The organism is Streptomyces chilikensis, assembly GCF_001642695.1.
In the GTDB taxonomy this organism is placed as follows: Bacteria; Actinomycetota; Actinomycetes; order Streptomycetales; family Streptomycetaceae; genus Streptomyces; species Streptomyces chilikensis.
In genome coordinates this window covers 4,522,666-4,546,373 of sequence record NZ_LWCC02000005.1, presented here as the reverse complement: position 1 = coordinate 4,546,373, position 23,708 = coordinate 4,522,666, and the positions used below count along the sequence as shown (strand labels likewise).

The 23,708-nt window shown below is 74.3% G+C and carries 17 protein-coding genes and 3 tRNA genes; 6 read left to right on the top strand and 14 right to left on the bottom strand.

Annotation, left to right across the window (positions count from 1 at the left end; genetic code table 11):
• The 4 genes from A2U95_RS20455 to A2U95_RS20440 all read right to left on the bottom strand — a co-directional run bounded on the left by A2U95_RS20455 (window position 1) and on the right by A2U95_RS20440 (window position 5,975).
• Window positions 1–72, bottom strand: a tRNA-Pro gene (locus A2U95_RS20455).
• Window positions 73–222: 150 nt separating this feature from the next.
• A complete protein-coding gene (locus tag A2U95_RS20450; protein WP_166024585.1) occupies window positions 223–2,607 on the bottom strand; it encodes a glycoside hydrolase family 65 protein in 2,385 nt (794 codons plus the stop codon).
• 38 nt (window positions 2,608–2,645) lie between these two features.
• Window positions 2,646–5,021, bottom strand: coding sequence for a phosphoketolase family protein (locus tag A2U95_RS20445; RefSeq protein WP_166024583.1), 2,376 nt, complete (start codon window positions 5,019–5,021; stop codon window positions 2,646–2,648).
• Between the two features lie 57 nt (window positions 5,022–5,078).
• Window positions 5,079–5,975: a universal stress protein gene (locus A2U95_RS20440; RefSeq protein WP_166024580.1), complete on the bottom strand. Its 897-nt coding sequence runs from the start codon at window positions 5,973–5,975 to the stop codon at window positions 5,079–5,081.
• A 287-nt stretch (window positions 5,976–6,262) separates the two neighbouring features.
• Between A2U95_RS20440 and A2U95_RS20435 the strand changes: the two genes are divergently transcribed.
• Window positions 6,263–6,670 (top strand): YciI family protein, encoded by a 408-nt coding sequence (locus tag A2U95_RS20435; protein ID WP_166024578.1) that lies wholly within the window; start codon window positions 6,263–6,265, stop codon window positions 6,668–6,670.
• A gap of 8 nt (window positions 6,671–6,678) precedes the next feature.
• Window positions 6,679–7,824, top strand: a complete 1,146-nt coding sequence (locus A2U95_RS20430) for an RNA polymerase sigma factor (RefSeq protein ID WP_166025429.1) — start codon at window positions 6,679–6,681, stop codon at window positions 7,822–7,824.
• Window positions 7,825–7,891: 67 nt separating this feature from the next.
• Here A2U95_RS20430 and A2U95_RS20425 read toward each other — a convergent pair whose 3' ends face one another.
• The 4 genes from A2U95_RS20425 to A2U95_RS20410 form a co-directional block, all read right to left on the bottom strand.
• The gene (locus A2U95_RS20425; RefSeq protein ID WP_166024576.1) at window positions 7,892–10,807 is read right to left on the bottom strand and encodes a glycoside hydrolase family 48 protein; all 2,916 of its coding nucleotides are present in this window, start codon (window positions 10,805–10,807) and stop codon (window positions 7,892–7,894) included.
• Between the two features lie 112 nt (window positions 10,808–10,919).
• Window positions 10,920–11,459 carry a hypothetical protein gene (locus tag A2U95_RS20420; protein WP_166024574.1) on the bottom strand — a complete coding sequence of 180 codons (540 nt, stop codon included), beginning with the start codon at window positions 11,457–11,459 and terminating at the stop codon, window positions 10,920–10,922.
• Window positions 11,460–11,682: 223 nt separating this feature from the next.
• Window positions 11,683–15,027 (bottom strand): DUF4132 domain-containing protein, encoded by a 3,345-nt coding sequence (locus A2U95_RS20415; RefSeq protein ID WP_240957386.1) that lies wholly within the window; start codon window positions 15,025–15,027, stop codon window positions 11,683–11,685.
• A 547-nt stretch (window positions 15,028–15,574) separates the two neighbouring features.
• A tRNA-Pro gene (locus A2U95_RS20410) sits at window positions 15,575–15,648 on the bottom strand.
• Window positions 15,649–15,768: 120 nt separating this feature from the next.
• Here A2U95_RS20410 and A2U95_RS20405 point away from each other — a divergent pair.
• Entirely contained in the window at window positions 15,769–16,302 is a 534-nt protein-coding gene (locus A2U95_RS20405) for a DUF309 domain-containing protein (RefSeq protein ID WP_166025425.1), read from the top strand.
• Between the two features lie 53 nt (window positions 16,303–16,355).
• Here the strand turns inward: A2U95_RS20405 and A2U95_RS20400 are convergent, their stop codons facing one another.
• Both A2U95_RS20400 and A2U95_RS20395 read right to left on the bottom strand, forming a co-directional pair.
• Complete coding sequence (locus A2U95_RS20400; protein WP_166024572.1) at window positions 16,356–16,871, bottom strand: DinB family protein; 516 nt, start codon at window positions 16,869–16,871, stop codon at window positions 16,356–16,358.
• 68 nt (window positions 16,872–16,939) lie between these two features.
• Window positions 16,940–17,713, bottom strand: a complete 774-nt coding sequence (locus A2U95_RS20395) for a sulfite exporter TauE/SafE family protein (RefSeq protein WP_166024570.1) — start codon at window positions 17,711–17,713, stop codon at window positions 16,940–16,942.
• A 147-nt stretch (window positions 17,714–17,860) separates the two neighbouring features.
• Between A2U95_RS20395 and A2U95_RS20390 the strand changes: the two genes are divergently transcribed.
• Window positions 17,861–18,856 carry an ABC transporter substrate-binding protein gene (locus tag A2U95_RS20390; protein WP_166024568.1) on the top strand — a complete coding sequence of 332 codons (996 nt, stop codon included), beginning with the start codon at window positions 17,861–17,863 and terminating at the stop codon, window positions 18,854–18,856.
• 25 nt (window positions 18,857–18,881) lie between these two features.
• Here the strand turns inward: A2U95_RS20390 and lhgO are convergent, their stop codons facing one another.
• Window positions 18,882–20,099, bottom strand: coding sequence for an L-2-hydroxyglutarate oxidase (gene lhgO, locus A2U95_RS20385; RefSeq protein ID WP_166024566.1), 1,218 nt, complete (start codon window positions 20,097–20,099; stop codon window positions 18,882–18,884).
• Between the two features lie 633 nt (window positions 20,100–20,732).
• Here lhgO and A2U95_RS20380 point away from each other — a divergent pair.
• Complete coding sequence (locus A2U95_RS20380) at window positions 20,733–21,260, top strand: NUDIX hydrolase family protein (RefSeq protein ID WP_166025423.1); 528 nt, start codon at window positions 20,733–20,735, stop codon at window positions 21,258–21,260.
• Window positions 21,261–21,383: 123 nt separating this feature from the next.
• Window positions 21,384–21,617 (top strand): hypothetical protein, encoded by a 234-nt coding sequence (locus A2U95_RS20375; RefSeq protein ID WP_166020163.1) that lies wholly within the window; start codon window positions 21,384–21,386, stop codon window positions 21,615–21,617.
• Between the two features lie 87 nt (window positions 21,618–21,704).
• Here the strand turns inward: A2U95_RS20375 and A2U95_RS20370 are convergent.
• The 3 genes from A2U95_RS20370 to A2U95_RS20360 all read right to left on the bottom strand — a co-directional run bounded on the left by A2U95_RS20370 (window position 21,705) and on the right by A2U95_RS20360 (window position 23,517).
• Window positions 21,705–21,778, bottom strand: a tRNA-Pro gene (locus A2U95_RS20370).
• A gap of 418 nt (window positions 21,779–22,196) precedes the next feature.
• Entirely contained in the window at window positions 22,197–22,556 is a 360-nt protein-coding gene (locus tag A2U95_RS20365) for an MmcQ/YjbR family DNA-binding protein (RefSeq protein WP_166024563.1), read from the bottom strand.
• Window positions 22,557–22,605: 49 nt separating this feature from the next.
• Complete coding sequence (locus tag A2U95_RS20360; RefSeq protein WP_166024561.1) at window positions 22,606–23,517, bottom strand: LysR family transcriptional regulator; 912 nt, start codon at window positions 23,515–23,517, stop codon at window positions 22,606–22,608.
• Window positions 23,518–23,708: the final 191 nt, after the last annotated feature.

Genomic DNA, 23,708 nt, shown 5'->3' with positions numbered 1-23,708 from the left:
GGGACGACAGGATTTGAACCTGCGACCCCTTGACCCCCAGTCAAGTGCGCTACCAAGCTGCGCCACGTCCCGATGCACCTTCACGCCACCGGGCGGTCGCCCTGCGTGATCGTGCGGATCAAGCTTACCGTATGCGCGGGGGTGGTCGTAACGGGTCTCCGGCTCCCGCCGGCCCGGGCGTCAGGCCCGGTGCGTCGGGCCCGGCGCGTCAGGCCCGGCGCGTCAGGCCTCCGGCTGCCGCAGGGAGACCGTGCGGGTCTCGCCGGGGGCCAGCGACTCGGTCCACTCCCCCAGGTGCACCGTGACCGGTTCCTGGGCGGCCGCGGCGACGGAGATCTCCAGCTCGTTCCGGCGCAGCCGGACCCTGACCCCCCAGTGGCCCCGGTACCGCAGGGAGAACCGGTACTCGGACATCTGCGGCAGCGGCACCGGGTCGAACCGGAGGGCGCCCGCCCGGGTCCCCAGGCCCGGCAGGCACCGCTGGACCATGTCGAGGGTGCCGGCCATGGCGCCCAGGTGGATGCCCTCCCCCGTCGTGCCGCCCTGGACGTCGGCGATGTCCCCGGCCAGCGCCTCCTGGACGAACTCCCACGCCCGGGCGCGCCGGGCGCGGGCGAGCACCCAGCCGTGGACCAGGCTGCTGAGCGTCGAGCCGTGGCTGGTGCGGGCCAGGTAGTGGTCGACGGTGCGCTGCCAGGTCTCGTCGTCGAGGTCGTGGCCGAGCCGCTGGAACTGGGCGCGCAGCTCGCCCGGCGTGAAGAGGTAGCCGAGCATCAGGACGTCGGCCTGTTTGGAGGCCTGGTAGCGGTTGACGGTGTCGCCCTCCGCCTCCAGGATCCGGTCGAGCCGCCGGATGTCGCCGTACTTGGCGCGGTAGCCGTGCCAGTCGAGTTCCTCGAGCTCCCCGTAGCCGGAGAACTGGCTGATGACCCCGGAGTGGAAGGGCACGTGCAGCCGGCGGGAGACGTCGTCCCAGTGCTCGAGTTCGGCGTCGTCGACGCCGGTGCGTTCGGTGATGTCGCGGCGGAGGGGTTCGGGGAGCTCGCCGAGGAGGTCGAGGGCGCGGGCGATGACCCAGGAGGCGGCGACGTTGGTGTAGGCGTTGTCGTCGAGGCCGGGGCGGGTGGCGCCGGGGTACCCCTCGTGGTACTCGTCGGGGCCGACCACGCCGCGGATGCGGTAGCGCTCCAGGTCCTTGTCGTAGGTGGCGAAGTCGGCCCAGAACCGCGCGATCTGGAGGAGCATGTCGGCGCCCTTGCCGTGCAGGAAGCCGGTGTCGCCGGTGGCCTCGGCGTAGCGCCAGACGTTGTAGGCGATGGCGGAGCCGACGTGGTGCTGGAGGTGGCTGTGGTCGGGCAGCCAGCGTCCGGAGCGCGGGTTGAGGTGGAGCCGCTGGGTCTCCTCGCGGCCGTCGCTGCCGCTCTGCCAGGGGTACAGGGCGCCCCGGTAGCCGGCGTCGGTGGCGTTGAACCGGGCGCGCTCCAGGCGGCGGTGGCGGTAGGTGAGCAGGGCTCGGGAGACCTCGGGGAAGTGCAGGTTGAGGAAGGGCAGGACGAACAGCTCGTCCCAGAAGACGTGGCCGCGGTAGGCCTCGCCGTGCAGGCCGCGGGCGGGCACGCCGACGTCGAGCTCGGCGGTGTGCGGGGAGAGGACCTGGAGCACGTGGAAGAGGTGGAACCGCAGCACCGGGCCGGCCTCTCCGGCGACGTCGATCTCGGCGCCGCGCCACAGGTGTTCCCAGGCGGTGAAGTGGGACTCCAGCAGCGTCTCGAACCCGCCGGCCCGGCCGACGCGGTCGAGGGCGGCGTGCACCGGGTCGCTGATGGCGGGGTCGCGCGAGGTGTGGAGGGCGACGGTCTTGTCGACGGTGACGGTGTGGCCGTCGGCGACGGAGACGCGCATCAGCCGGGCGACGGAGGTCTCCGTCTGTTCGGTGAGGACCTCCGCGGGGGCGTCGGCCTCCGTGCGGGCGGCCAGGGCGACGCGGATGTCCGAGGTGGTGGTCCGGCACCGCACCCAGGCCACGCCCTCCTCGGTGACGCCGGGCTGGATGTGGGTGAGGTGCTGGGAGGCGAGGTCCCTGTAGCGGTCGACGTTGCCGTTGGTGACGCCTGCGTCGAGCGCGGACTCGATCTCCAGCGCCCCGGACCAGCCGTCGGGGGTGAGTTCGGTGCGCAGCAGGGCCAGGTGCGGGTCGGCCATGTGGACGACGCGGAACTGGCGCACCCGGACGGCGCGGCCGTCGGCGTCCAGGTAGCGCATGGAGCGCTCCAGGACGCCGCGGCGCAGGTCGAGGCGTTGCCGGTACTCCTCGGTGACGTGGGTGTCGGGGGTGAACCAGTGGCCGGTGGCGGTGCGGAAGCGCAGGGGCAGCCAGTTGGGCAGGTTGACGACGTCCTCGTTGTCGACGTGCCGGCCCGCGATGTCGGAGACGAGCCGGTTGTAGCAGCCGGCCGCGTAGGTGCCGGGGTAGTGGACCCGGTCCCGCGCGCACTCGGGAACGGCGCCCCTGGTGGCGAGGTATCCGTTGCCGAGCGTGCACAGGGACTCGCGCAGTTTCTCCTGCGCGGGGTCGTAGCCCTCGTACTCCCAGGTCCACTCGGCCATGGCGTCTCCTCGGGACTCGTGGTGCGGCGGGCGGCCGGTCAGTCGTCCCAGCTCCATTCCGCGACCTCCGGCATGTCCTGGCCGGTGGCGCGGATGTGGGCGTGGTGGCGGGCCCTGGCGTCCGCCATGGCCTGGCGTACGGCGGCGGCCCGCACGGCGAGGCCGGGCACCCGGTCGATGACGTCCATCACCAGGCGGTACCGGTCGAGGTCGTTCTGGACGACCATGTCGAACGGTGTGGTGGTGGTGCCGGCCTCCTTGTAGCCGCGGACGTGCAGGTGGGCGTGGCCGGCACGGCGGTAGGCGAGCCGGTGGATCAGCCACGGGTAGCCGTGGTAGGCGAAGACGACCGGCTTGTCGGAGGTGAACAGGCCGTGGAACTCGGCCTCCGAGAGCCCGTGCGGGTGTTCCTCCTTGGGCAGCAGCCGCGTCATGTCGACGACGTTGACGACCCGGACGGCGAGGTCGGGCAGGTGCCGCCGCAGCAGTTTGGCGGCGGCCAGGACCTCCTGGGTGGGCACGTCGCCCGCGCAGGCGAGGACCACGTCGGGTTCGCGGCCCTGTTCGCTGCCGGCCCATTCCCAGATGCCGGCGCCGCGGGCGCAGTGCGCCTTGGCCTCGTCCATGGAGAGCCAGTCGAAGCAGGGCTGCTTGCCGGCGACGATGACGTTGACGTAGTCCTTGCTGCGCAGCGCGTGGTCGGCCACCGACAGCAGGGTGTTGGCGTCCGGCGGCAGGTAGACGCGGACCACCTCGGGGCTCTTGTTGAGGACGTGGTCGACGAATCCGGGGTCCTGGTGGGAGAAGCCGTTGTGGTCCTGCCGCCAGACGTGCGAGGTCAGCAGGTAGTTCAGGGAGGGGACGGGCGCGCGCCAGGAGAGGGCGCGGGAGGTCTTCAGCCACTTGATGTGCTGGTTGACCATCGAGTCGACGATGTGGACGAAGGCCTCGTAGCAGGAGAACAGGCCGTGCCGGCCGGTGAGGTTGTAGCCCTCCAGCCAGCCCTGGCAGAGGTGCTCGGAGAGGACTTCCAGGACGCGGCCGTGCCGGTCGAGGTTGACGTCGACGGGGAGGGTCTCGCCCTGCCATGCCTTGCCGGTGGCGCCGAAGACGGCGGAGAGCCGGTTGGAGTCGGTCTCGTCGGGGCCGACCAGCCGGAAGTCGCGCCGTGAGGCGGTGTTCTTCATGACCTGTTCGAGGAGGGCGCCGAGCACCCTGGTGGGTTCGTGGGTGCCGGCGCCGGGCCGCTCGACGGGGACCGCGAAGTCGTCGAGGGGCGGGACGGGCAGCCGGCGGGTGAGCAGCCCGCCGTTGGCGTGCGGGCTGGAGCCGAGCCGCCGGGCGCCCCCGGGCACGCAGGCCAGCACGTCGGCGACGGGGGCTCCGGTGTCGTCGAAGAGTTCCTCGGGCCGGTAGGAGCGCAGCCACTGTTCCAGGAGCGCCAGGTGGTCGGGGTTGTCGCGGACGCCGGCCAGGGGGACCTGGTGGGCGCGCCAGGTGTTCTCGACGGGGACGCCGTCGACCTCGGCGGGTCCGGTCCATCCCTTGGGGGTGCGCAGCACGATCATGGGCCAGCGGGGGCGGTCGGTGACGCCCTCCTCGCGGGCGGTGCGCTGGATCAGCGCGATGCGGTCGAGGACCTGGTCGAGGGCGGCCGCCATGTCGCGGTGGACCTGCTCGGGGTCGGACCCGGTGACGTGGACGGGGTCGTGGCCGTAGCCGCGCAGCAGCTCGTCCAGTTCGCGCTCGGGGAGGCGGGAGAGGACCGTGGGGTTGGCGATCTTGTAGCCGTTGAGGTGGAGGATCGGCAGCACCGCGCCGTCGTTGACGGGGTCGAGGAACTTGTTGGAGTGCCACGAGGTGGCGAGGGGGCCGGTCTCCGCCTCCCCGTCACCGACGACGCAGGTGACGAGCAGGTGCGGGTTGTCGAAGGCGGCCCCGTAGGCGTGGGCGAGCGAGTAGCCGAGCTCACCGCCCTCGTGGATGGAACCGGGGGTCTCGGGTGCGACGTGGCTGGGCACCCCGCCGGGGAAGGAGAACTGCCGGAACAGCCTCTCCATGCCCTCGGTGTCCATGGAGATGTCGGGGTAGGTCTCGCTGTAGCTGCCCTCCAGCCAGGAGTTGGCGACCACCGAGGGTCCGCCGTGCCCCGGCCCCCAGATCACCAGCGCCTCCAGGTCACGCTTGCGGATCACCCGGTTCATGTGGGTGTAGACCAGGTTGAGGCCCGGGGAGGTGCCCCAGTGGCCCAGCAGCCGGGGTTTGACGTGCTCGGGGCGCAGCGGCTCGGTCAGCAGGGGGTTGGCGAGCAGGTAGATCTGCCCCGCCGAGAGGTAGTTGGCCGCCCGCCAGTGCGCGAGCAGGGTGCGCACCTCGTCGTCGGGCAGGACGTCCTTGTACGGGGCCGTGGTCATCGGGCGACTCCCTCGGTCGTCGGTCGGAACCGGGTTGCGTGGACGGCGGGCACCCCGTCAAGGATGAGGGACCACGGCCACCGGGGCCACGGCGTGGTGCAGGACGGCATGGGCGACGGCCCCGATGCGGAGCCCGAAGGCGTGCCTGCGGGTCCGGTGGCCGACGACGACCAGGGAGGCGTCGCGCGACGCGTCGGCGAGCAGCACGGAGCCCTTGCCGGGCTCGGACTCCTGGACCACCTCCACCTGCGGGTACGCGGCGCGCCAGGGGGCGAGTGCGCGCTCCAGCAGTTCGCCCTGCTGTCGCCGCATCTGCCCGAACGCCTCGCCCTCGACGGTTCCGGCCCACTCGTAGAAGGCGGGCAGGCTGTAGCCCTGGACGGCCCGCAGCGGGGCGGAGCGGCGCGCCGCCTCCTCGAAGGCGAATTCGAGGACCGGGTCGGGCGTGTCGTCGGGGTCGACGCCGACCGCGACCGGCCGGTAGCGCGGGGGGCCGCCGGCCGGGTCGTCGCGGTGTTCGTCGGCGGCGGACTCGCCCGCGCGCACCAGGACGACCGGGAACTCCGCGTGGGCGATGACGCCGAGGCCGACGGAGCCCGCAATGAAGCCGCTGAGCCCGCCGAGCCCGCGGGAGCCGAGGACCAGCAGGCCGTCCGGTCCGGCCTGCTCGGCGAGCACCACGGGGGCGCGGCCCTCCACGCCCGCGACCGTGACCTCCAGCCCGGGCTGCTCGCGGCGCACCGCGTCGGCGACCTGCGGCGGGACCTCCCGGCTCCAGTCCTGCCGGGTCTCCTCGGCGAGGAACGGAGCCTGCGCCAGCCGTGACGGCGTCGGCTCGTGGACGTGCACGATCCTCAGCGGCACTCCCCGCATCCTGGCCTCGCGGGCGGCCCAGTCCACCGCGGCACGGCTCTCGGGCGATCCGTCGAGTCCGGCGACGACGGTGCGGACCATGGTGCGACCTCCGGGGCGGGCGGCGGGCAGTCTCCTCCCCGAGTCTCCCGTCCGCCCCGCCCCATGGCTCCCCGGACTGACCCGAACGGCTGGCGGCGGGCCGGACCGGCCCGGTCCGGCCCGGAGGGCCGCCGGCCACCCCCTGCGACCTGCGTTTTCCGCCATCCGGTCGACGCGACCGGAAAACCCGGAAGAATGTTGCCGGGACGATGTCGAGAATCCGCGGCCGGCTCCGTCCCCGGGGTGAGGTGGCCACGAGGGCCACGTCGGAACCTGGGAGAGACACCATGGCGAAGTACCTGCTTCTCAAGCACTACCGGGGCGCTCCGGCGGCGGTGAACGACGTGCCCATGGACCGATGGACGCCGGAGGAGGTCTCGGCGCACATCGCGTACATGAACGACTTCGCGGCCCGGCTGGAGGAGACCGGCGAGTTCGTGGACGGGCAGGCCCTCGCTCCCGAGGGGACGTTCGTCCGGTACGACGGCGAGGGGCGTCCGCCGGTCACCGACGGCCCGTTCGCGGAGACGAAGGACCTCATCGCCGGCTGGATGGTGATCGACGTCGACAGCTACGACCGGGCCCTGGAGCTGGCCGGTGAGCTGTCGGCCGCGCCCGGGGCGGGCGGGAAGCCGATCCACGAGTGGCTCGAGGTGCGCCCCTTCCTGAGCGCCCCGCCGACCGTCACCGAATGACCGCGCCCCTGGACGAGGCGTCGGTACGGAGTCTCGTGCCGGGCGTGCTGGCCGTCCTCGTCCGCCGCGGAGCCGATTTCGCGGCGGCCGAGGACGCGGTCCAGGAGGCGTTGCTGGAGGCGGTCCGCAGGTGGCCGGCCGACCCTCCGCGGGACGCCAGGGGCTGGCTGGTCGCCGTGGCCTGGAACCGGTACCTCGACGCCTGGCGCGCGGACGCCTCCCGCCGCCGCCGGGAGGACCTGGCCGGGGAGGAGCCGGCGCCCGGGCCCGTGCCGGACGTGGACGACACCCTGTGGCTCTACTTCCTGTGCGCCCACCCCTCGCTGACACCGTCGTCGGCGGTCGCGCTCACGCTGCGCGCCGTCGGCGGGCTCACCACCCGCCAGATCGCCCGGGCGTACCTCGTGCCGGAGGCGACGATGGCGCAGCGCATCAGCCGGGCGAAGCGCACGGTCTCCGGGGTGCGCCTCGACCGGCCCGGTGACGTCGCCACCGTGCTGCGCGTCCTCTACCTGGTCTTCAACGAGGGCTACTCCGGCGACGTGGACCTGGCCGCCGAGGCCGTCCGGCTCACCCGGCGGCTCGCGGCCGTCGTGGACCACCCGGAGGTGTCGGGCCTGCTGGCGCTCATGCTGCTCCACCACGCCCGGCGGGCCTCCCGGACGGCTCCGGACGGCAGCCTGGTGCCGCTGGCCGAGCAGGACCGCAGCCGCTGGGACACCGCGGCGGTCGCCGAGGGCATCGGGATCCTGCAGGCGGCGCTCGCCCGCGACCGGCTGGGCGAGTTCCAGGCCCAGGCCGCCGTCGCGGCGCTGCACGCCGACGCGCCCACCGCGGAGGAGACCGACTGGGTGCAGATCGTCGAGTGGTACGACGAGCTCGCGCGGCTGACCGACAACCCCGTGGTGCGGCTCAACCGCGCGGTGGCCGTCGGGGAGGCCGACGGGCCGCGCGCCGGTCTGGCGGCCCTCACCGCCGTCGACCCCGCGCTCCCCCGCCACACCGCGGCGGCCGCGTACCTCCACGAGCGCGACGGCGACCTGGCCACGGCGGCCCGGCTGTACGCCGAGGCGGCCCGCAAGGCGCACTCCGTGGCCGAACGCGACCACCTGACGCGCCGGGCCGCCCGCCTCAACGCCGCTCGCGGCCGCTGAGGCGGACGGGCGGCCGCCCCGGGGCGGACGGATCGCCCCGGGGCGGCCTCCCACCGGTTGCGCCCTGCTACTCGAGCAGTTCGGCGTAGGCGCCGAGCGCGGTGGCGATGTCCGCCTGCGCCCAGAACCGGTGGTACGTGAAGGCCGGCGCGGAGCCGCCCTCCAGGTAGGCCTCGATCTTCGACCAGGCGGGGTCGTCCTGGTAGAAGCTGCGGATCGAGGCGAAGGTCGAGGACGAGTTGACGGTGTCCCCGTTGGGCATGGTGCCGGTCCAGCCGGAGGGCACGTAGACCGGGTCGTCGAAGCGGTTGTAGTCCGCGCGGGTCTCCTCGACGGCGATGCCCAGCCCGTCCTGGTGGTGCTCCCACATGCCGTCGAGCAGGGCCTTGGCGGTGGCCTTGGCCTTGGCGTCGCCGGACTCCGCGGCGTAGTAGGTCAGGACCTTGGCGTACGCGCCCGCCACACCGACGTCGTTGGTGTAGTCGACGACCTCGACGTGGAGGTTGGAGTTGGCACCGGGCGAGGCGGCGTTCCAGGTGTCCGGCGCGCCGCTCCAGCGGAGGTTGGACGGGAAGCGGAAGGTTCCGTCGGGGTTGACGGTCGTCTTGGAGAGCGCCCAGTCGACCCACTTCTTGACGACCGCGCCGGCCTTGGCGTCGCCGCTCTGCTGGTAGTACTCGGCGACGCGCTCCATGGACCACGCCTGGAAGCCGAACCACTGGTTGGACGGCGGGTCGTGGTAGACCGGCTTCTCGTCGTAGTACATGCCGTAGAAGGTGGGCGTCCCGGCCGGCGGCTGGGCGTAGCGGCCCTGCCAGCTGTTGGTGGCGCCGCCCGCGATGGCTCCCTCGCTGGACTGGAGCCAGCGGTAGAACTCGACCTGCCGGGTCAGGCTGGTGGACCAGTCGGACTTGCCGGTCGAGGACTTGGGGGCCAGCGGGGCGTGGTTGCTGAGCGCGTAGGCCGCCATCGGGTTCTGGTAGCCGCCGTGCGCGTGGCTGGAGCCGATGCGCCAGGACCAGCCGGCCGAGGAGTCGGTGGCCCCGCCCCAGGCGTAGTACCAGCTCAGCAGGTAGTGGGCGCTGTTCTTGCCGCTGCCCGCGGGGCAGGCGGCCGGCCCGACGCAGTTGCCGACCTTCTTGAAGTACTTGTCGAACAGCGCGTACCTCAGGTAGTCGCCCATCTTCGCGGCCTTGCCGACGGTCGCGGAGACCTCGGACCCCTTGCCCTGCTCCTTGGCCCAGATGTCGGCCCAGTAGGCCGCCTGCACGGCGCGGGCGTCGGCGTCGGGGGCGTTGGTGAACTTCCACTGCTTGGCGTAGGAGGAGTCGCCGGTGAACAGGTCGAGGTAGCCGTTCCTGCCGCCGTAGGCGAAGTTGTCGCAGGTCGGGTGGGTGACGGTCTCCCAGACCGACTCCTGCGGACCGCGCTGGAAGGTGTTGATGTAGGACGGCCCGGTGGCGGAGGGTCCGGCGTTGCACTTGCCGGGCTCGTTGCCGAATCCGTAGACGTTGTCGACGTCCTGGATCCAGTGCATGCCGTAGATGTCGTCCGTGCCGTAGGCGCTCTTCAGCTCGGCGGCGATGGGGTCGGCGCCCGAGGCGGCCGACGGGTCCAGCCTCGCCGGGTACTGCGAGGGCAGGTCGTGCTCGGGCGCGTAGGTGGCCGGCTTGGAGGCGTTGTAGAAGGAGTTGGTGGGCTGGTCCGCCTTGGTGGGGATCATGAATTTCTCCATGGTCTCCCACGCCTTGTTGAAGCGGGTCCAGTCACCGGTGACCCGGCCGTACTGGGCCTGGAGCCAGATCAGGTAGCTGTACGCCTCCGACGTGGTCTCGTGGCCGTGGTCCGGCGCCTCCACGATGAGCGTCTCCACCGAGTGGTAGGGGATGCCCTCGGGCGAGAAGTAGCCGTTGGCCGGGTCGGTGATCTTGCCGTACAGCTCCAGGAAGCGGGCGTCGTAGTCGCCGCCCGCGTCCAGCTGGGTCACCGTGACCTTGGCGGCGGAGTGGCCGGCCGCCGAGGAGGCGAAGACGGCGGAGCCGGATCCGGAGGCCGCGGCGGTGACGGTCACCCGCTGGGGGACGTTCCAGTTCTGCGGGGTGAAGGTGAGGCTGGCGCCGCCGGTGACGGAGAGGCCGGTGTTGCCGGACTCGCGGGCGGTCGTGACCGTGACGTTCGCCGAGGGCTGCTTGGAGAGGCTGACCTCGTAGGTGCCGGACTCGCCCTGCTGGATGCCCAGCTGGCCGGGGTTGGCGGTGACGGACGGTCCGGAGACGATCCGGATGCCGACCGGGGAGGACTCGCCGGTGGCGCCCTGCGAGTCGTAGGCGCGGGCGTAGAGCGAGTGGTCGCCGGCCGCCAGGCTGCTGGTCCTCAGTTCGAACGGGGCGGTGGTGTCGGTGCCCAGCAGCGCGGTGTCGCTGTAGAACTCGACCTTGCTGATGGTCGCCCGGTCGGCCGCGGCCGCGGTGGCCGCGAGCGGGACCTCGGTGCCGACGCTGTAGGTGGCGCCCGGCTCGGGGCTGGTCAGCACGGCGACCGGGGGCTGGTGGGCGCCGGTGCAGGTGGTGCCGTTGACGGCGAAGGAGGTCGGTGCGGCGTTGGTCCCGCTGTAGCTGAACTGGGCGCCGGCGGTGGTCGCGGCGCCGGCCGCGAGCGTCCTGTTCCAGCTGGTGTTGGTGACGGTGACGGTCTTGCCGGACTGCGACCAGACGCCGTTCCAGCCGTTGCTCAGGCGCTGGTTGCCGGCGTAGTCGTAGGTCAGCCTCCACCCGTCGAGGGCTTCGGTGCCCCGGTTGGTCAGGGTGAGCTCGGCGGTGAAGCCGGAGCCCCAGTCGTTGGTCCTGTAGTCGACGCTGCACTGCACCGCGGCCGCGTGGGCGGGTGCGGACAGGTTGGTCATGGTCAGGGGTAACGCCAGTGTGGCGGCCAGCGCGACGGCTGGGCCGCGCAGGCGGGGTCGGGGTCTCCTGACGAGGCGCATGCGGCGGGGTCCTTTCCGGTCGGCCTCTCGGCTCGTGGGGAACGGGAAGGTGAAGAGGTGGCGCCGATATCTTTGGGAGCGCTCCCATAGTTCGCACGGTGTCTGCACACTGTCAACCCCTCGCGTTCGTCCTTCGAAAGCACCGGAGCCGCCGCGGGATCGCGGTGATCAGGACGTGAACCCGCACCGCCGGCCGGGCGGCCGGGGCCCTCGCGGACACCGGGCCGGCGCCGGGGACGCCGCTCCCACCGGCTGGGCCGACGAGGAGGAGGATCATGACGGTGACGGGGCCCCCGGGGACTCCGTACTCGGCCCCCCTGAGCGGGCGTGCCTGCCGGCGCGGCCCCGTCTCGCTGCCGGGTGCCGGGGAGCGCTGGTGGAGTTCCCTGGTGACGGCGAGGCGGATCGTCGCGTCGGCCCAGGCGGAGACGGCCGCGGCCGGGCCCTCGGCGCGCAGGGCGTCCCGCAGGGCGGCGAGGGCGTCGGCGGCGGCCCGCAGGCCGGCGCGCCGCAGGCCGGCGCACGCCCGGTCCAGATCCGCCGGGACAGCACCGGTGAGGTTGCGCAGACCTCGCCGGGCGGCCCGGGCGAGTGCCGTCAGCGCCTCGTCGGCCGCGGCGGTCAGCGGGTCCGGCGGAGGGGCGGGCGCCACGGGCAGGGCTCCGTCCCCCTCCCCCGCCGCGAGGTCGGGCACCAGGACGCGGTCCGGTGTCCTGCTCGCGCAGCGCGGCCAGTTCGTCGGCGTACCGCACCTCGGCGGGTGGCCGCTGGAGCCGCGGTCCGGCCGGGGCGGAGGCGGATCCGGCCGTGTCGGTGGTCCCTGTGGTCCCTGTGGTCCCTGTGGTCCCTGTGGTCCCTGTCGTCATGGCCGGGCGTCACTTCTCGATGAGCTGGGTGAGGTCGGCGAGGAGTTCGGAGGCGGTGACGGCGTCGAGGTCGCCCAGGCGCAGCGGGTGGGGGTCGAACCGGCGGTAGTCGCCGGGGCCGTCGTCCAGCCAGACCTCGCCGAGCGGCTGGTCGGGGAACTGGTCGGTCATGCCGACGGCGATGCCCTCCTCGAGCTGGACGACCAGGTAGCGGTCTCCGGGGAGGCGCTTGGAGATCCAGCGCTCCACGCCGTTGTCCTGGGGGGTGCCCCGCTCCCAGCCGCGCTTGGTGAGACCGAGCACCTTGCCGACCGGCACGGTGACGCCCTCGAAGCGGGTCAGCCGGTGGCCGCCGGCCTCCTCCTCGGTGAGGGTGTGCACGGGCCGGCCGAGCTGCGGGAACGGCTGGAGGATCTCGTAGTCGGCGAACAGCTCGGCCCACCGCGCCAGCCCGGCGCCCAGGTGCAGGGGGTGGGCCAGGCGGACGGCGGCGTCGTCGGGGAGGGTCCACCCGTCGTCGTGGACGTCGGCGAAGGTGCGGTCCTCGGCGACGCGGAAGGAGGTGGTGGCCCCGTCGTGGTCGCCGAGCCAGACCAGGCGGCGCACCAGGTGCCACATCAGCGGGTGGGCGACGAGCAGTTCACGGAACTCGGCGGCGGTCCAGGAACGGCCGGAGACCATGGCGGCCTCCAGGCGGCGCACCTGGTCGGAGGCGAGGGTGCGGACCTCCTTCTTGAGGGTCGTGAACCGCTTGCGCTCGGCGGCCGCGAGCTCCGGGTCGTCCTTCACCCCGGGCGCGGGCAGCGCCTTGCGCCGCTTGCCGTCGCCGTCGAGGACGTAGGGGCGCAGCTGTTCGTCGAAGCCGACGGTGAAGCGGCGCGGGCCGTAGTCGATGACGGTGCTGCCGTCGGCGGAGAGCCCGAGGTCGGGAACGAGGCGGTCGGCGAGCTGTTCGCCGGTGAGCCCGAGGCCCTCGGCGACCTCCTCGATCTTCTCCTGGGCGCGCTTCTTGAGCGCCTTGAAGGGCACGCGCTGGGCGATACCGTGCAGGTGCGTCAGGGCGACGTCGGTGCCGACGGCGGCGAGCACGCCGAGGCCTTCGACGGCGCGGTGGTGGGCGCTCTCGCCGGGCCAGGCGCGGATGACGGGGGTGAGGCGGCGCACGGTGTCGTCATCCCCGAACACGCCGAGCGTGTGCAGGGGCCAGGTGTCCTTGGCGGGCATGCCGTTGAACCGCCAGGCCTCGAAGAGGGCCCAGGCGAACTCGGCGAGGGAGCGGGCCTCGCAGCGCTCCTGGAGGACGGGAACGCCGGGGTAGAGGTCGCCGGGCTTCGAGAGCTGCAGCATGGTGACGACGTGCCGGACGGCCTCTGCGGGCAGCGCGCCGCTGCCGTCGGCCAGCAGGATCTGCGGGAGCAGCGCGGGATCGGCCCAGGCGCAGGGGGCGGGCATCCTGGCCGGGAGGGCGTTCACCAGCGGGTCGGCGGCGAGTGCCTCCTCGACGATGCCGGCCGTGTCCTCGCCGTGCACGGCGAGGACACGGCCCACCACGGCTTCGGTGCCGAGCTGCCCGCCGAGCAGGCGCAGCGCGTGCTCGGCGGCGGTGCGGGCCTTGCCCGCGGGGCCGACCGCGTCGGGCGCCAGCAGCGGGGCGGCGGCCTCGCCGTGCCGCCGCAGCCAGGTGCGGGCGACGGCGGCCGTGGACTTGAGCCGGGTCAGCCAGTCCGCCATCCGGCGGGCCACCTCGACGCTGCGGTAGGGCAGGAGGAGCGGTCCGAGGGTGGCGGGCTGCCGGGCTGCCAGGCGCAGCAGCATGGGCAGGGCGTGCAGGCCGTGACGGGCGGCCACGGGCTTCAGGCAGACGTCACCGTCCCAGAGGTCCTCGGGGTCGAAGGCGGACAGCAGGGGCCGGACCACGTCCTCGGGGCAGACCGTGAAGAGGTGGGCGTCCCCGACCCGCTGCGGGGACTCGCCCCTGCGGAGCTCTTCGATCTCGCGCTTCCAGTCGTGGTCGGAGCGCCAGCGGGCGTACCAGGCGGCGTACCGGGAGTTGGCGGCCGCCCACGCCTCCTGCTCCCCGTCCAGCCAGTGGAGTTCCGGCGCGGGGACAGCGCCCGGCGTGGCCACCCGGGGTTCGGAGGGCTTGCGCTCGCCCAGCCAGGGCGGGGAGACCAGCGCGTCGGGCAGTGCCTCGGCCGGAGCGTCCGCGACGCGGTCCGGCAGGCCCTCCAGCAGCGGGGCCACCACGGCGGCGCTGTCCTCCGCGAGGCCGGGCAGCGCCTCCCGGACGAGGCCGGCGTGGGAGACGACGTGGGAGGTCAGCAACTGCTGGAGCAGGGCGGCATCGCCCTCCTCGGCGGCCACCGCGGCGGACAGCAGGCGCAGGGCGCGCAGGGGGTAGCGCCGCATGGCCTCGAGGAGCGCGGGGCGCACGACGCGGTCGCCGGCGTGCCGAAGCAGCGGCGCGAACGCCTCGTCGGTGGGCAGTTCGAGGAGCCAGCCGGCTGTCGTGCGGTGGCGTTCCGCGTCGTGCCATCCCTCGAACCGCTCGGTCAGCAGCGGCGCGAAGGCCGGTCCGACGCGGTCGGCGAGCGCGGCGACCAGCGGCGTCGTCCAGGCGTTCCAGTGCAGTCCGGCCTCGCCCTCGAAGCAGTCGAGCTGGTCGGGGCGGTACACCAGGGAGAGCAGCATCAGCCGGAGTTCGGCGTCGGCGGGCAGCGGGGCGACACAGCATGCGTCGATCCAGGCGCGCTCCCCCGGCGCCAGGTAGGCGGTCAGGACGCGGCGTGCGGGGGTGTCACGGCAGGAGGAGAGTTCCTCCACGGTCCGCCGGTAGGTCTCCTCGTCGGCGGCGGCGATCAGCCGGCGGATCCGGTCCGTCATGTCGCCGCGCAGCCAGTGGGTGTTCGGGGCGTCGGGTCCGCTGCGGCGCAGTTCGGGCTCGCTGCGCACGTGGCCGGCCTGCATGTAGTGGACATCGACGGTGGTCATCTCCACCAGCGTCCGGGCGGCGAACGGCAGTCCGTGCTCGACGACCCAGGAGTCGACGAAGAGTGCCTGCAGCTGGTGGTGGAAGGCGATCCGGGTGAGGGCGGCGGCGCCGAGCGGGCTGTGCCGTCCGGCCAGGTGGGCCCGGGTGGCCGCGGCCAGGGCGGGGTCGCTCCGGGGAGCGTCGAGCACCTGCTCGATCCACCTCGCCTCGTCGGCCAGTTGCCGCGCGATCCGCTGCGACGCCTCGGCCGCCGGGCGCACGGCCCGGACCTCGCCCCGCCGGAGCGCGGCCGGGACCGCCCGGCGCCAGGCGACGGGCATCTCGAACAGGTCCTCGGCGGCCAGTTGCTCGCTCACGGTCACCGCACGCCCTCCCCCACCGGCCGCTGTCGGCCGGCTCGATCATTCGTTCGTGGATCACGCTAGACCGTGCCACCGACAGCCGGCCGGGGAGGACCGGACGAGGCCCTGGAGGTCGCCGGGCACAACGCCCTGGGGCCGTACCGGATGCTCCGGTACGGCCCCCGGACCGTGCTCCCGCGCCGTCACGACGCCGTCGGTTCCGGAAAGCCGGGACGGCAGGACGTGTGCACCCGCGCCCCCTCGCCCCCAGGGGCGTCGGGGGCGGTCGGGGTGGTCGGCATGAGGTGCCGCGAGGTCGAGCAGGCCGTCGTACGGCCAGGGCTCCACGAGCACCTGCGCCGCCACGGCCGCCGGGCGGCGCCGTCCGGCGGCCGTGGCGGCGCCGTCCGCGTGGCTCGGCGTGCTCCGCGCACCACGCCCGCTGCCGGGCCCGTGCATCGCGGTCCGCCGGCCCCGGCCGGGGACGCCCCTCCCCCCGGTCCCCAGGAACGGCCGAGGGCCGGTATCGGATGAATCCGATACCGGCCCTGACCTGCGACTTCTTCAGTCGGGACGACAGGATTTGAACCTGCGACCCCTTGACCCCCAGTCAAGTGCGCTACCAAGCTGCGCCACGTCCCGATGCGTTCTCCCGCGGCCGGGCCGCGTGATCACGTGAGGAGTACTTTACCGCACGTCGGAGGCCTGATCGACGGGGTCCCGGGGGGACGGCGGGACAATGGTCCGATGAGCAGCGCATCCATGGACAGTGCGGCCGGCGACGGCGTGGCCGGGGCGGGCCTCGGGGACGGGCGGGACCGGGACGGCGAGGGGCGGGCGCGCAACGCCCGGCCGAGGGACGGGCTGGGGCGGCCGCTGCCGTACGGCGCGGAGGGGGTGGACCGCCAGCCCGAGGGGGTGGTGCGCTCGCCCGCGGAGACGGTGGCCGAGGCGCAGGCGTTGCTGGACGCCGGACGGCCGTTCCACGCGCACGAGGTGTTCGAGGACGCCTGGAAGTCCGGCCCCGGGGAGGAACGCGACCTGTGGCGGGGCCTGGCCCAGACGGCGGTGGGCCTCACCCACGCGGCACGCGGCAACCTCACCGGCGGGGCCCGGCTGCTGCGGCGCGGGGCCGGGCACGTCGAGGCCTGGTGCGGCGCGACGGGACGGGACGGGGCCCACGGCATGGACCTGGCGTCGGTGGTGTCCTGGGCGCGCGCGCTCGCGGCCGAGGTCGACCGGGCCCCGGGGCCGCTGGATCCCCGGGCCTCGGCCCCACGGCTGCGCGGCGCCTGAGGGCCGGCCGGGGCGCGCCCCGCGGGGGTGCGGCCCGGCCGGTGTGCGGGTCCTCAGACCCCGGTGGTGCCGTCGACCAGCTCCCGCACCACGTCCAGGTGGCCGTTGTGCCGTGAGGTCTCCTCGATCAGGTGGAGCAGGATCCACCGCAGGTCGGCGTGGTCGCCGTTACTCAGCGACCTGCGGGCCCGGGTGTCCAGGTCGTGCGCGGCGACGAGTTCGCGGTGCCGCGCGTTCTGCTCCTCGTACTCCGCGAGCAGCCGGGCCAGCGGGACCTCCACCGCGAGCCGCATCTCCGGGTCGGGGTCCTCGTCGGTGGCGTCGGTCAGCGGGCCCTCCAGCTCACGGTCGAGGAAGACCACGTCGAGCCACCAGTGCTCGACCCATCGCAGGTGGGAGATCAGCCCCTTCACCGTCATCAGCGGGGACCCCGGCAGCGGGGCCTTGCCGGCGTTCTCCTCGGTCAGGCCCTCGCACTTGGCGCGGGCGGTGGCCCGGGCGTAGTCGAGGAAGGTGGTCAGCTGGGTGCGCTCGTCCCAGGCCGTGGGGGTGTCGGTTCGTGTCGTCATCGCCCGACAGCCTCCCGTGCGGCACGGGCGGAGTCCACCGAAATACCGCACGACGGGGTGGACGTCCGTCACCGCAGCAGCAGTTGCAGCGCTCCCAGCACGGTGGCGGCGATCACCAGCCGGTCGAAGAGCCGCTGGTCGATCCGGTCGATCGCCCACCTGCCCAGCAGGGCGCCGGGGACGACGAACAGCACGAGGGCGGCGTCCAGGAGCAGCGCGCGGGTGTCGATCAGGCCCAGCCCCACGCTGAACGGGACCTTGGCGACGTTGACGATCAGGAAGAAGAACGCCGAGGTGCCCAGGAAGCCGAACTTCCGGAAGCCCGCGGAGAGCAGGTACATCGCCATCACCGGGCCGCCCGCGTTGGCGACCATGGTGGTGAAGCCGCCCAGCACGCCGTAGGAGCGGGCCTTGATCCGTCCGGCGCGGGTGACCACCGCGTCCGGGTCGTCCTGGCGGTCCGCGCCGCGGGTCCTGCGGAGCGTGATGCCGGTCATCAGCAGCAGCGTGAGGCCGATGGAGATCCGCACCGCCCCGTCGTCGGCCCACATCAGGAAGAAGGTCCCGAGGACGACTCCCGCCCCGACCGCGGGGAAGAGCTTCCAGAGGGTGGGCCAGTGGGCGTGCCGCCGGTAGGTGAGCACCGCGAGCACGTCGCCCGCGATCAGCAACGGCAGCAGGACGCCGACCGATTCCCGGGCCGGGAGCACCGCCGCGAAGACCGCGAGGCTGACGGTGTTGGCGCCGCTGACGGCGGTCTTGGAGAAGCCCACGAGGAGGGTCGCGGCAGCCAGCGCGGCGAAGCCCCAGGGGGTGATGTTCCACAGAGTCATCGTGTCCATGCGGGGACCGATGCTACGGGTGGGGGATCTTCGCCGCTCCGTCCCCCTCGGGGTACGCGGCGGGGCGTGCCGTCGGTGTCCCCCGTCTCGAAGCGGACACCCGGCTCCCGGTAACGTTCGGTCACATTCTTCGCGAGGAGCGCCTGCATGCCGATGCCGTCGATCCGTCACCGGTCGGCCCGCCGGGCCGCCGTGCGCCGGGCCGTTCTCCTGTCCGTGGCCGTCTCGGTCTCGGGAGCGTTGCTGCTCACGAGCTGCACGGGTGAGGACCTCGGCCCCGCGGACGGCGCGGAGGACGCCGAGACGGCGGGGCCGGTGGGCACGCGCCGGATCGTGGACGCGCGGGGGCGGTCGGTGGAGGTGCCGCTGAGCCCGCGGCGCGTGGTGACGCTCAGCCGCCCGACCCTGGACGCCGCGCTCGCCCTCGGTGTGGAGCCGTACGGGACGGCGGTCTTCGCCGCGGACGGCGACCGGACGCCGCCGTACCTGGCCGACCGGGCGGTGCCCGCACGGGTGGTGGCCGAGGAGGGGCGGGTCCGGTACGGGCGGCTCGCGGCGCTCGAGCCGGACCTGATCCTGGTGGACGGGTCGACGCGCGCGGTGGACGACCTGGCCGCGCTGCAGGCCGTGGCGCCCACGGTGGTGACCTCGACCGGCCGGCACGGCTGGAAGGAGGCCTTCACCGCGACGGCGGAGGCCCTGAACATGGCGTCGGCGGCCCAGCAGGTGCTGGGCCGGTACGGCACGGAGCTCGCCGAGACGGCACGGGCGGTGGAGCCGGAGCTGGCCGGGACCGGACGGTCGGTGGGCGTGGTGCGCTGGGCGGACGGCGGACTGGCGCGGCCGGCGGACGGCGACCATGTCCGTTCCATCCTGGAGTCGTTGGGCCTGCGCCGGGCGCCGGGCAGCGGGACGGACGGGGACTGGGTGTTCTTCGGGGTGCGCGGCGCCGGGCGGGGCGAGGCGGTGCGGACCTTCGGCGCGGCGCGGACGCGGCCGGTGCTCGCTCCCCTGGCGAAGGCGGACGAGGAGCACCGGGTGGCGGTGGTGGACGGGTCGGCCTGGGAGGGCCCGGGCGGACCCATCGCGGCGCGGACGGTGCTGAACGACGTGCGGGAGGCCGTGGCCGCCCCGTCCGGCTGACGGGGCGGGGCCGGACGGCCGCCGCTCAGCCGGACGGGCTGCGCTCCAGGACGGCTTCGGCGATGTGCTCGGCGATGGCCATGGACGAGGTCGCGGCGGGCGAGGGCGCGTTGCGCACGGCGGTGACGGGGCCGAGGTGGTGGACGACGAAGTCGTCGACCAGGGAGCCGTCGCGGCCCAGTGCCTGGGCGCGCACGCCCGCTCCGGCCCGCGTCACGTCACGCGCGCCGATGCCGGGGACGTACGCCTCGGCGGCCTTCATGTAGGCGCTGACGGACAGCGATCCGCGCATCTCCCTGGCGCCGGTGCGCCAGTGCTGCCGGGCCAGGCGCCAGACGCCGGGGAAGGCGGCGACGCGGGCGAGTTCGCGCGGGTCGACGTCGGTGAGCCGGTAGCCCTCGCGGGCGAAGGCGAGGACGGCGTTGGGGCCGACCTCCACGCTGCCGTCGACCCTCCGGGTGAAGTGCACGCCGAGGAAGGGGTAGCGGGGGTCGGGCACCGGGTACACCAGGCCGCGCACCAGGCCGGCCTTCTCCGGCCGGACCGTCATGTACTCGCCCCGGAAGGGCACGATCCGCGGGTCGGCCCCGTCTCCGGCGAGCCGTGCCACGCGGTCGCTCTGGAGTCCGGCGCAGAGCACCAGCCGGTCGGCGTGGATCAGGGACTTCCCGTCCCGGGAGATGACCTCCACGCTTCCGTCGGCCGCCCTGCGGATCCGCCCGACGGGGAAGCCGAGGCGGATTTCGCCGCCGGCCGCCTCGACGTCCCGTGCGAAGGACCGGGCGATCGCGGTGTAGTCGGTGATGGCGGTGTGCGGGGAGTGGACGGCGGCGAGTCCGGCGGCGTGCGGCTCGACCTCGTGGATCTCCTCCCGGGCGATCCGCCGGACGCCGGGCACCCGGTTCCGCAGGGCGTTGGCGTGGAGGGCCTCCAGGCGCGGGACCTCGTCCGGGGTGACGGCGACGACCAGTTTTCCGCACTCGTCGTAGGGCAGGCCGCGGTCCCGGCAGTACTCGCGGAGCAGGGCGACGCCGCGGGTGCAGAGGGTGGCCTTGAGGCTGCCGGGGCGGTAGTAGATCCCGGCGTGCACCACTCCGGAGTTGTGGCCGGTCTGGTGGACGGCGACCTCCCGCTCCTTGTCCAGCACCACGACGCGGGTCCCGGGGCGGCGCACGGCGATCTCACGGGCGGTGGCGAGGCCGACGATGCCGGCGCCGACGACGCCGATCGTTTCCTCTGACATCGGCTCTCCTTTCTCGGGGCCCGGTGGGCGACGGCCCGGTGGGGGCGTCCTCGGGGGCCGGGGAAGATCCTGCCCGGTCACGGGGCGGGCGGGAAGGATCATCCGAAAACCGCGGCGGCCACGCAAAGGCGGGCGGGCACGGCGGAAGGAGAAGGTCGCGCCGGCACGAGGCACCGTGCCGGCGGCGACGGGACCCAGGATCCTCCCGGGTCGCCGGGTGGGCAACCGGTTTTCCGTCCCGCCGGTTCGGCGCCGTGGGCCGTCCGGCGGTGACGCCCGCGTCCGGGACCCTCACTGACGAGGGGTCCGGGCGCGGAGGCCCGGGCGCGGGCTTCCGGGCGCGGGCGGCCGGCGGGTTCCCCGGGCCGGGTGGTGCGGCCGCTCCGGGCCGGTCGTTCCTCGGCGAGGTGGTTCCTTCGGGGGCCGGCCGACCGGACCGTGGTCCGCGAGGCCGGGGCCCGGGTCGCCCGGCCGGCGGGGCGACGTGGGTCCGGCCGCCGCGCCGGCGCCGTCCCGCCGTGGAGGAAGCGGCCGGGGGATCCCCCGCGGACGTCGCGTCCCTCGTGCGAGGGTCCTCGGCTGAGCCCTGCCCCTGGGCGGACCGGGGAAAGTATGATCGCCAGCGTGTCTGACATGACCGAAACCACGCCCGGTTGGCTGACCACCGACGAACTCGAACTCGCCCGCGCCCGGATGCCGATCCTCTACGTCGAGGCGGTACCGGTCCGTGTCGACGACAGCGGTGAGGTGACCGGCGTCGGACTGCTGCTGCGGATCGGCCCGGACGGAACGGTGACCCGCTCCCTGGTCTCCGGCCGCGTCCTCCATCACGAGAGGGTCCGGGACGCGCTCCTGCGCCACCTGGAGAAGGACCTCGGCCCGGTGGCGCTGCCCCGGGTGCCCGCCTCGCTGCAGCCGTTCACCGTCGCCGAGTACTTCCCCACGCAGGGCGTCACGCCGTTCCACGACCCCCGCCAGCACGCGGTCTCGCTCGCCTACGTCGTTCCGGTGGCCGGCGACTGCCGACCCCGGCAGGACGCGCTGGACCTGGTCTGGTTCAGTCCTCAGGAGGCCGCCTCGCCGCTGGTGCAGAACGAGATGCCGGGCGGCCACGGCGTCCTCCTGAAGCAGGCCCTGGCCCATATCGGCTGTCCCTCCTGACCTCGCTGTTCCTCGTTAGCGGTCCGGCGCGGCGGGTACCCGCCCGCTGCGCCGGACCCGCCCGGCCGCGAGCCGGGCGGTCCCTCGGCGCCGAGGACGTGAGCACGGAGGATGGGAGCGAACATGGCCGGACCCGAGAGCCCCGACGAACAGCGCGACGAGGCCGAGGAGCGGGAGGCGGAAACGCCCGACCGCGGCCCCGGCGCGCACTCCGGGCTGGAGCAGGAGGCCCAGGAACGCGTCGTGCCCGGCACCGCGAGCGCCACGGAGGGCTACAGCGGCGGCGGCACCGGTGCGGGTGAGCCTCTGCAGGGTGTGGAGGACGACCAGGCCGGCGAGGACGCCGAGAAGTCCTGACCCCGCCCCCGGGGCGGGGAAACGACCTGAGGGGCGCTCCGGAGAGCGCCCCTCAGGTGCGGGTGCGGAAGATGTCCGACAGTTCTGTCGGGACGACAGGATTTGAACCTGCGACCCCTTGACCCCCAGTCAAGTGCGCTACCAAGCTGCGCCACGTCCCGTTTGCCGTCTGACCTGGGGTTTCCCCCGGCCGAACGTGCATGGCAACCATACCGTACTCCGCGCGGTGGTCGCGCCCGGGTTTCCGACGCGTCCGCCGGCGGGTGCCGCGGCCACGGGACCCGAACCACCGGACCGGCCTCCTCGGCCCGCCCGGACGTCGGGCGACGGCGCGGCGGTCCCGGGGCCGCGGGGCGGGGCCGTCGGCGCGGGGAAGGCCGCGGAGGGCGGGTACGGGGAGCAGCGCGGCGGGGACCACCAGGACGGCCGCGCCCCGCCGCGGGCCCGGCCGGGAGGCGGGCGAAGGCGACGCGCGCGTGGCGGGGTTCCCGGCCCCCCTCCCGCCCGGAACCCCGCCCGCGACGACAGGAGCATGTCACCTCCCGCCGACAACCCGGGCAACCGCGGCCCGGGGCGCGTTCATTCCCCTCCGGGCACTCCGATCCGCGGGTGGGCCTCACACAGCCGGGCGGGGGCCGCCTGGCGCCAGGAATCGGCGAGGATGTCGCGCAGCTCGCCCTCGTCGTCCAGGGCGGCGAGCCTGACCCGGATCCAGGCGAAGGAGGCCTCGTGGTCGGCGACCCAGAACTTCCCGGGCTCGGCGAGCACCAGCTCGTCCCGGTCCTCCTTGGGGCAGCGCACCGCGCAGGAGGTCTCGTCCTCCGGCAGGGTGGCGAACATCTTCCCCGCCACCCGGAAGGTGGGCATGTTCCAGGCCGTCTTCTCGGCGGTGTCCGGCAGGGACAGGGCGATTCGGCGTACGTCTTCGGCGTCCGGCATGCCCGCAGGGTAAGCGCGGGCACCGACAGCGCCGGGCGGGTCCGGCGGTTCAGTCCCGCTGGGCCTCGGCGGCCTCGCCCAGCGCGCCCAGCAGGGGGCTGATCAGGGGGTGCTGCTCGGATCCGCGGCGCACCGCGGCGAACACCCGGCGGGTGGGCGCCACGCCGTCGACGGGCCGTACCGTCACGCCGGTCAGGTCCATTCCGCGCAGCGCGGAGCGCGGCACCAGGGCGACTCCGGCGTCCGCGGAGGCGAGGGCGACGACGGCCCGGAAGTCGTCGGAGGAGTGGTCGAAGTCCGGCTGGAAGCCGGCGTTCTCGCAGGCGAGGACCACCACGTCGTGGCAGGGGTTGCCGGGGTAGGGGCCGATCCACGGGTCCTTGGCCAGTTCGGCCAGCGGCACCCGGTCCGCGACGGCGAGCCGGTGGGTGGTCGGCACCACCGCGTCGAACGGCTCGGCGTAGAGCGGCACGTGGGTGAGCCGCGGGTCACCCGCGGCGGGGGCGCCGCGGTACTCGACGGCGACCGCGACGTCGACCTGGCGGTCGAGCACCATCGGCAGGCTGGCGTCGCCCTCGGCGTCGCGCACCCTCACCCGGATGCCGGGGCGGTCGCGGGTCAGGGCGGCCAGCGCGGGCGCCACGACCAGGCCGATGCCGGTGGCGAACGCCGCCACGGTGACCGTGCCGGCCTCGCCCGAGCCGTACGCGGCCAGTTCCGCCTCGGCCCGCTCGAGCTGCTCCAGCACGGCGTTGGTGTGGGTGAGCAGGATCTCCCCGGCCGGTGTGAGCCGCACGCCCCGCGCGCCGCGGTCGACCAGGCGGTGCCCGGTCTCCTGCTCCAGCGCGGCGAGCTGCTGGGACACGGCGGAGGGGGTGAGGTACAGCGCGGCCGCCGCGGCGGTCACCGTCCGGTGGTCCGCCACCGCCCGCAGGATGTGCAGCCGCCGCGCCTCGATCACCAGGCCATTGTCTCAGCTCACCGCGGGTGCCGGTCACCGTGCCGCCGCTGTTCACCCGCCGGGGTGGCGCCCGTCACGGCCGCGCCTTCGGCCGTTCCGCCCGGGCGGAGCGGCGTCGGCGGGGGTGTCCCGGACAGTCCGGCCGTGGCGGAGCGCCTTCGGCAGCCCGCCCCGGGCGGTGCGGCCCGGGG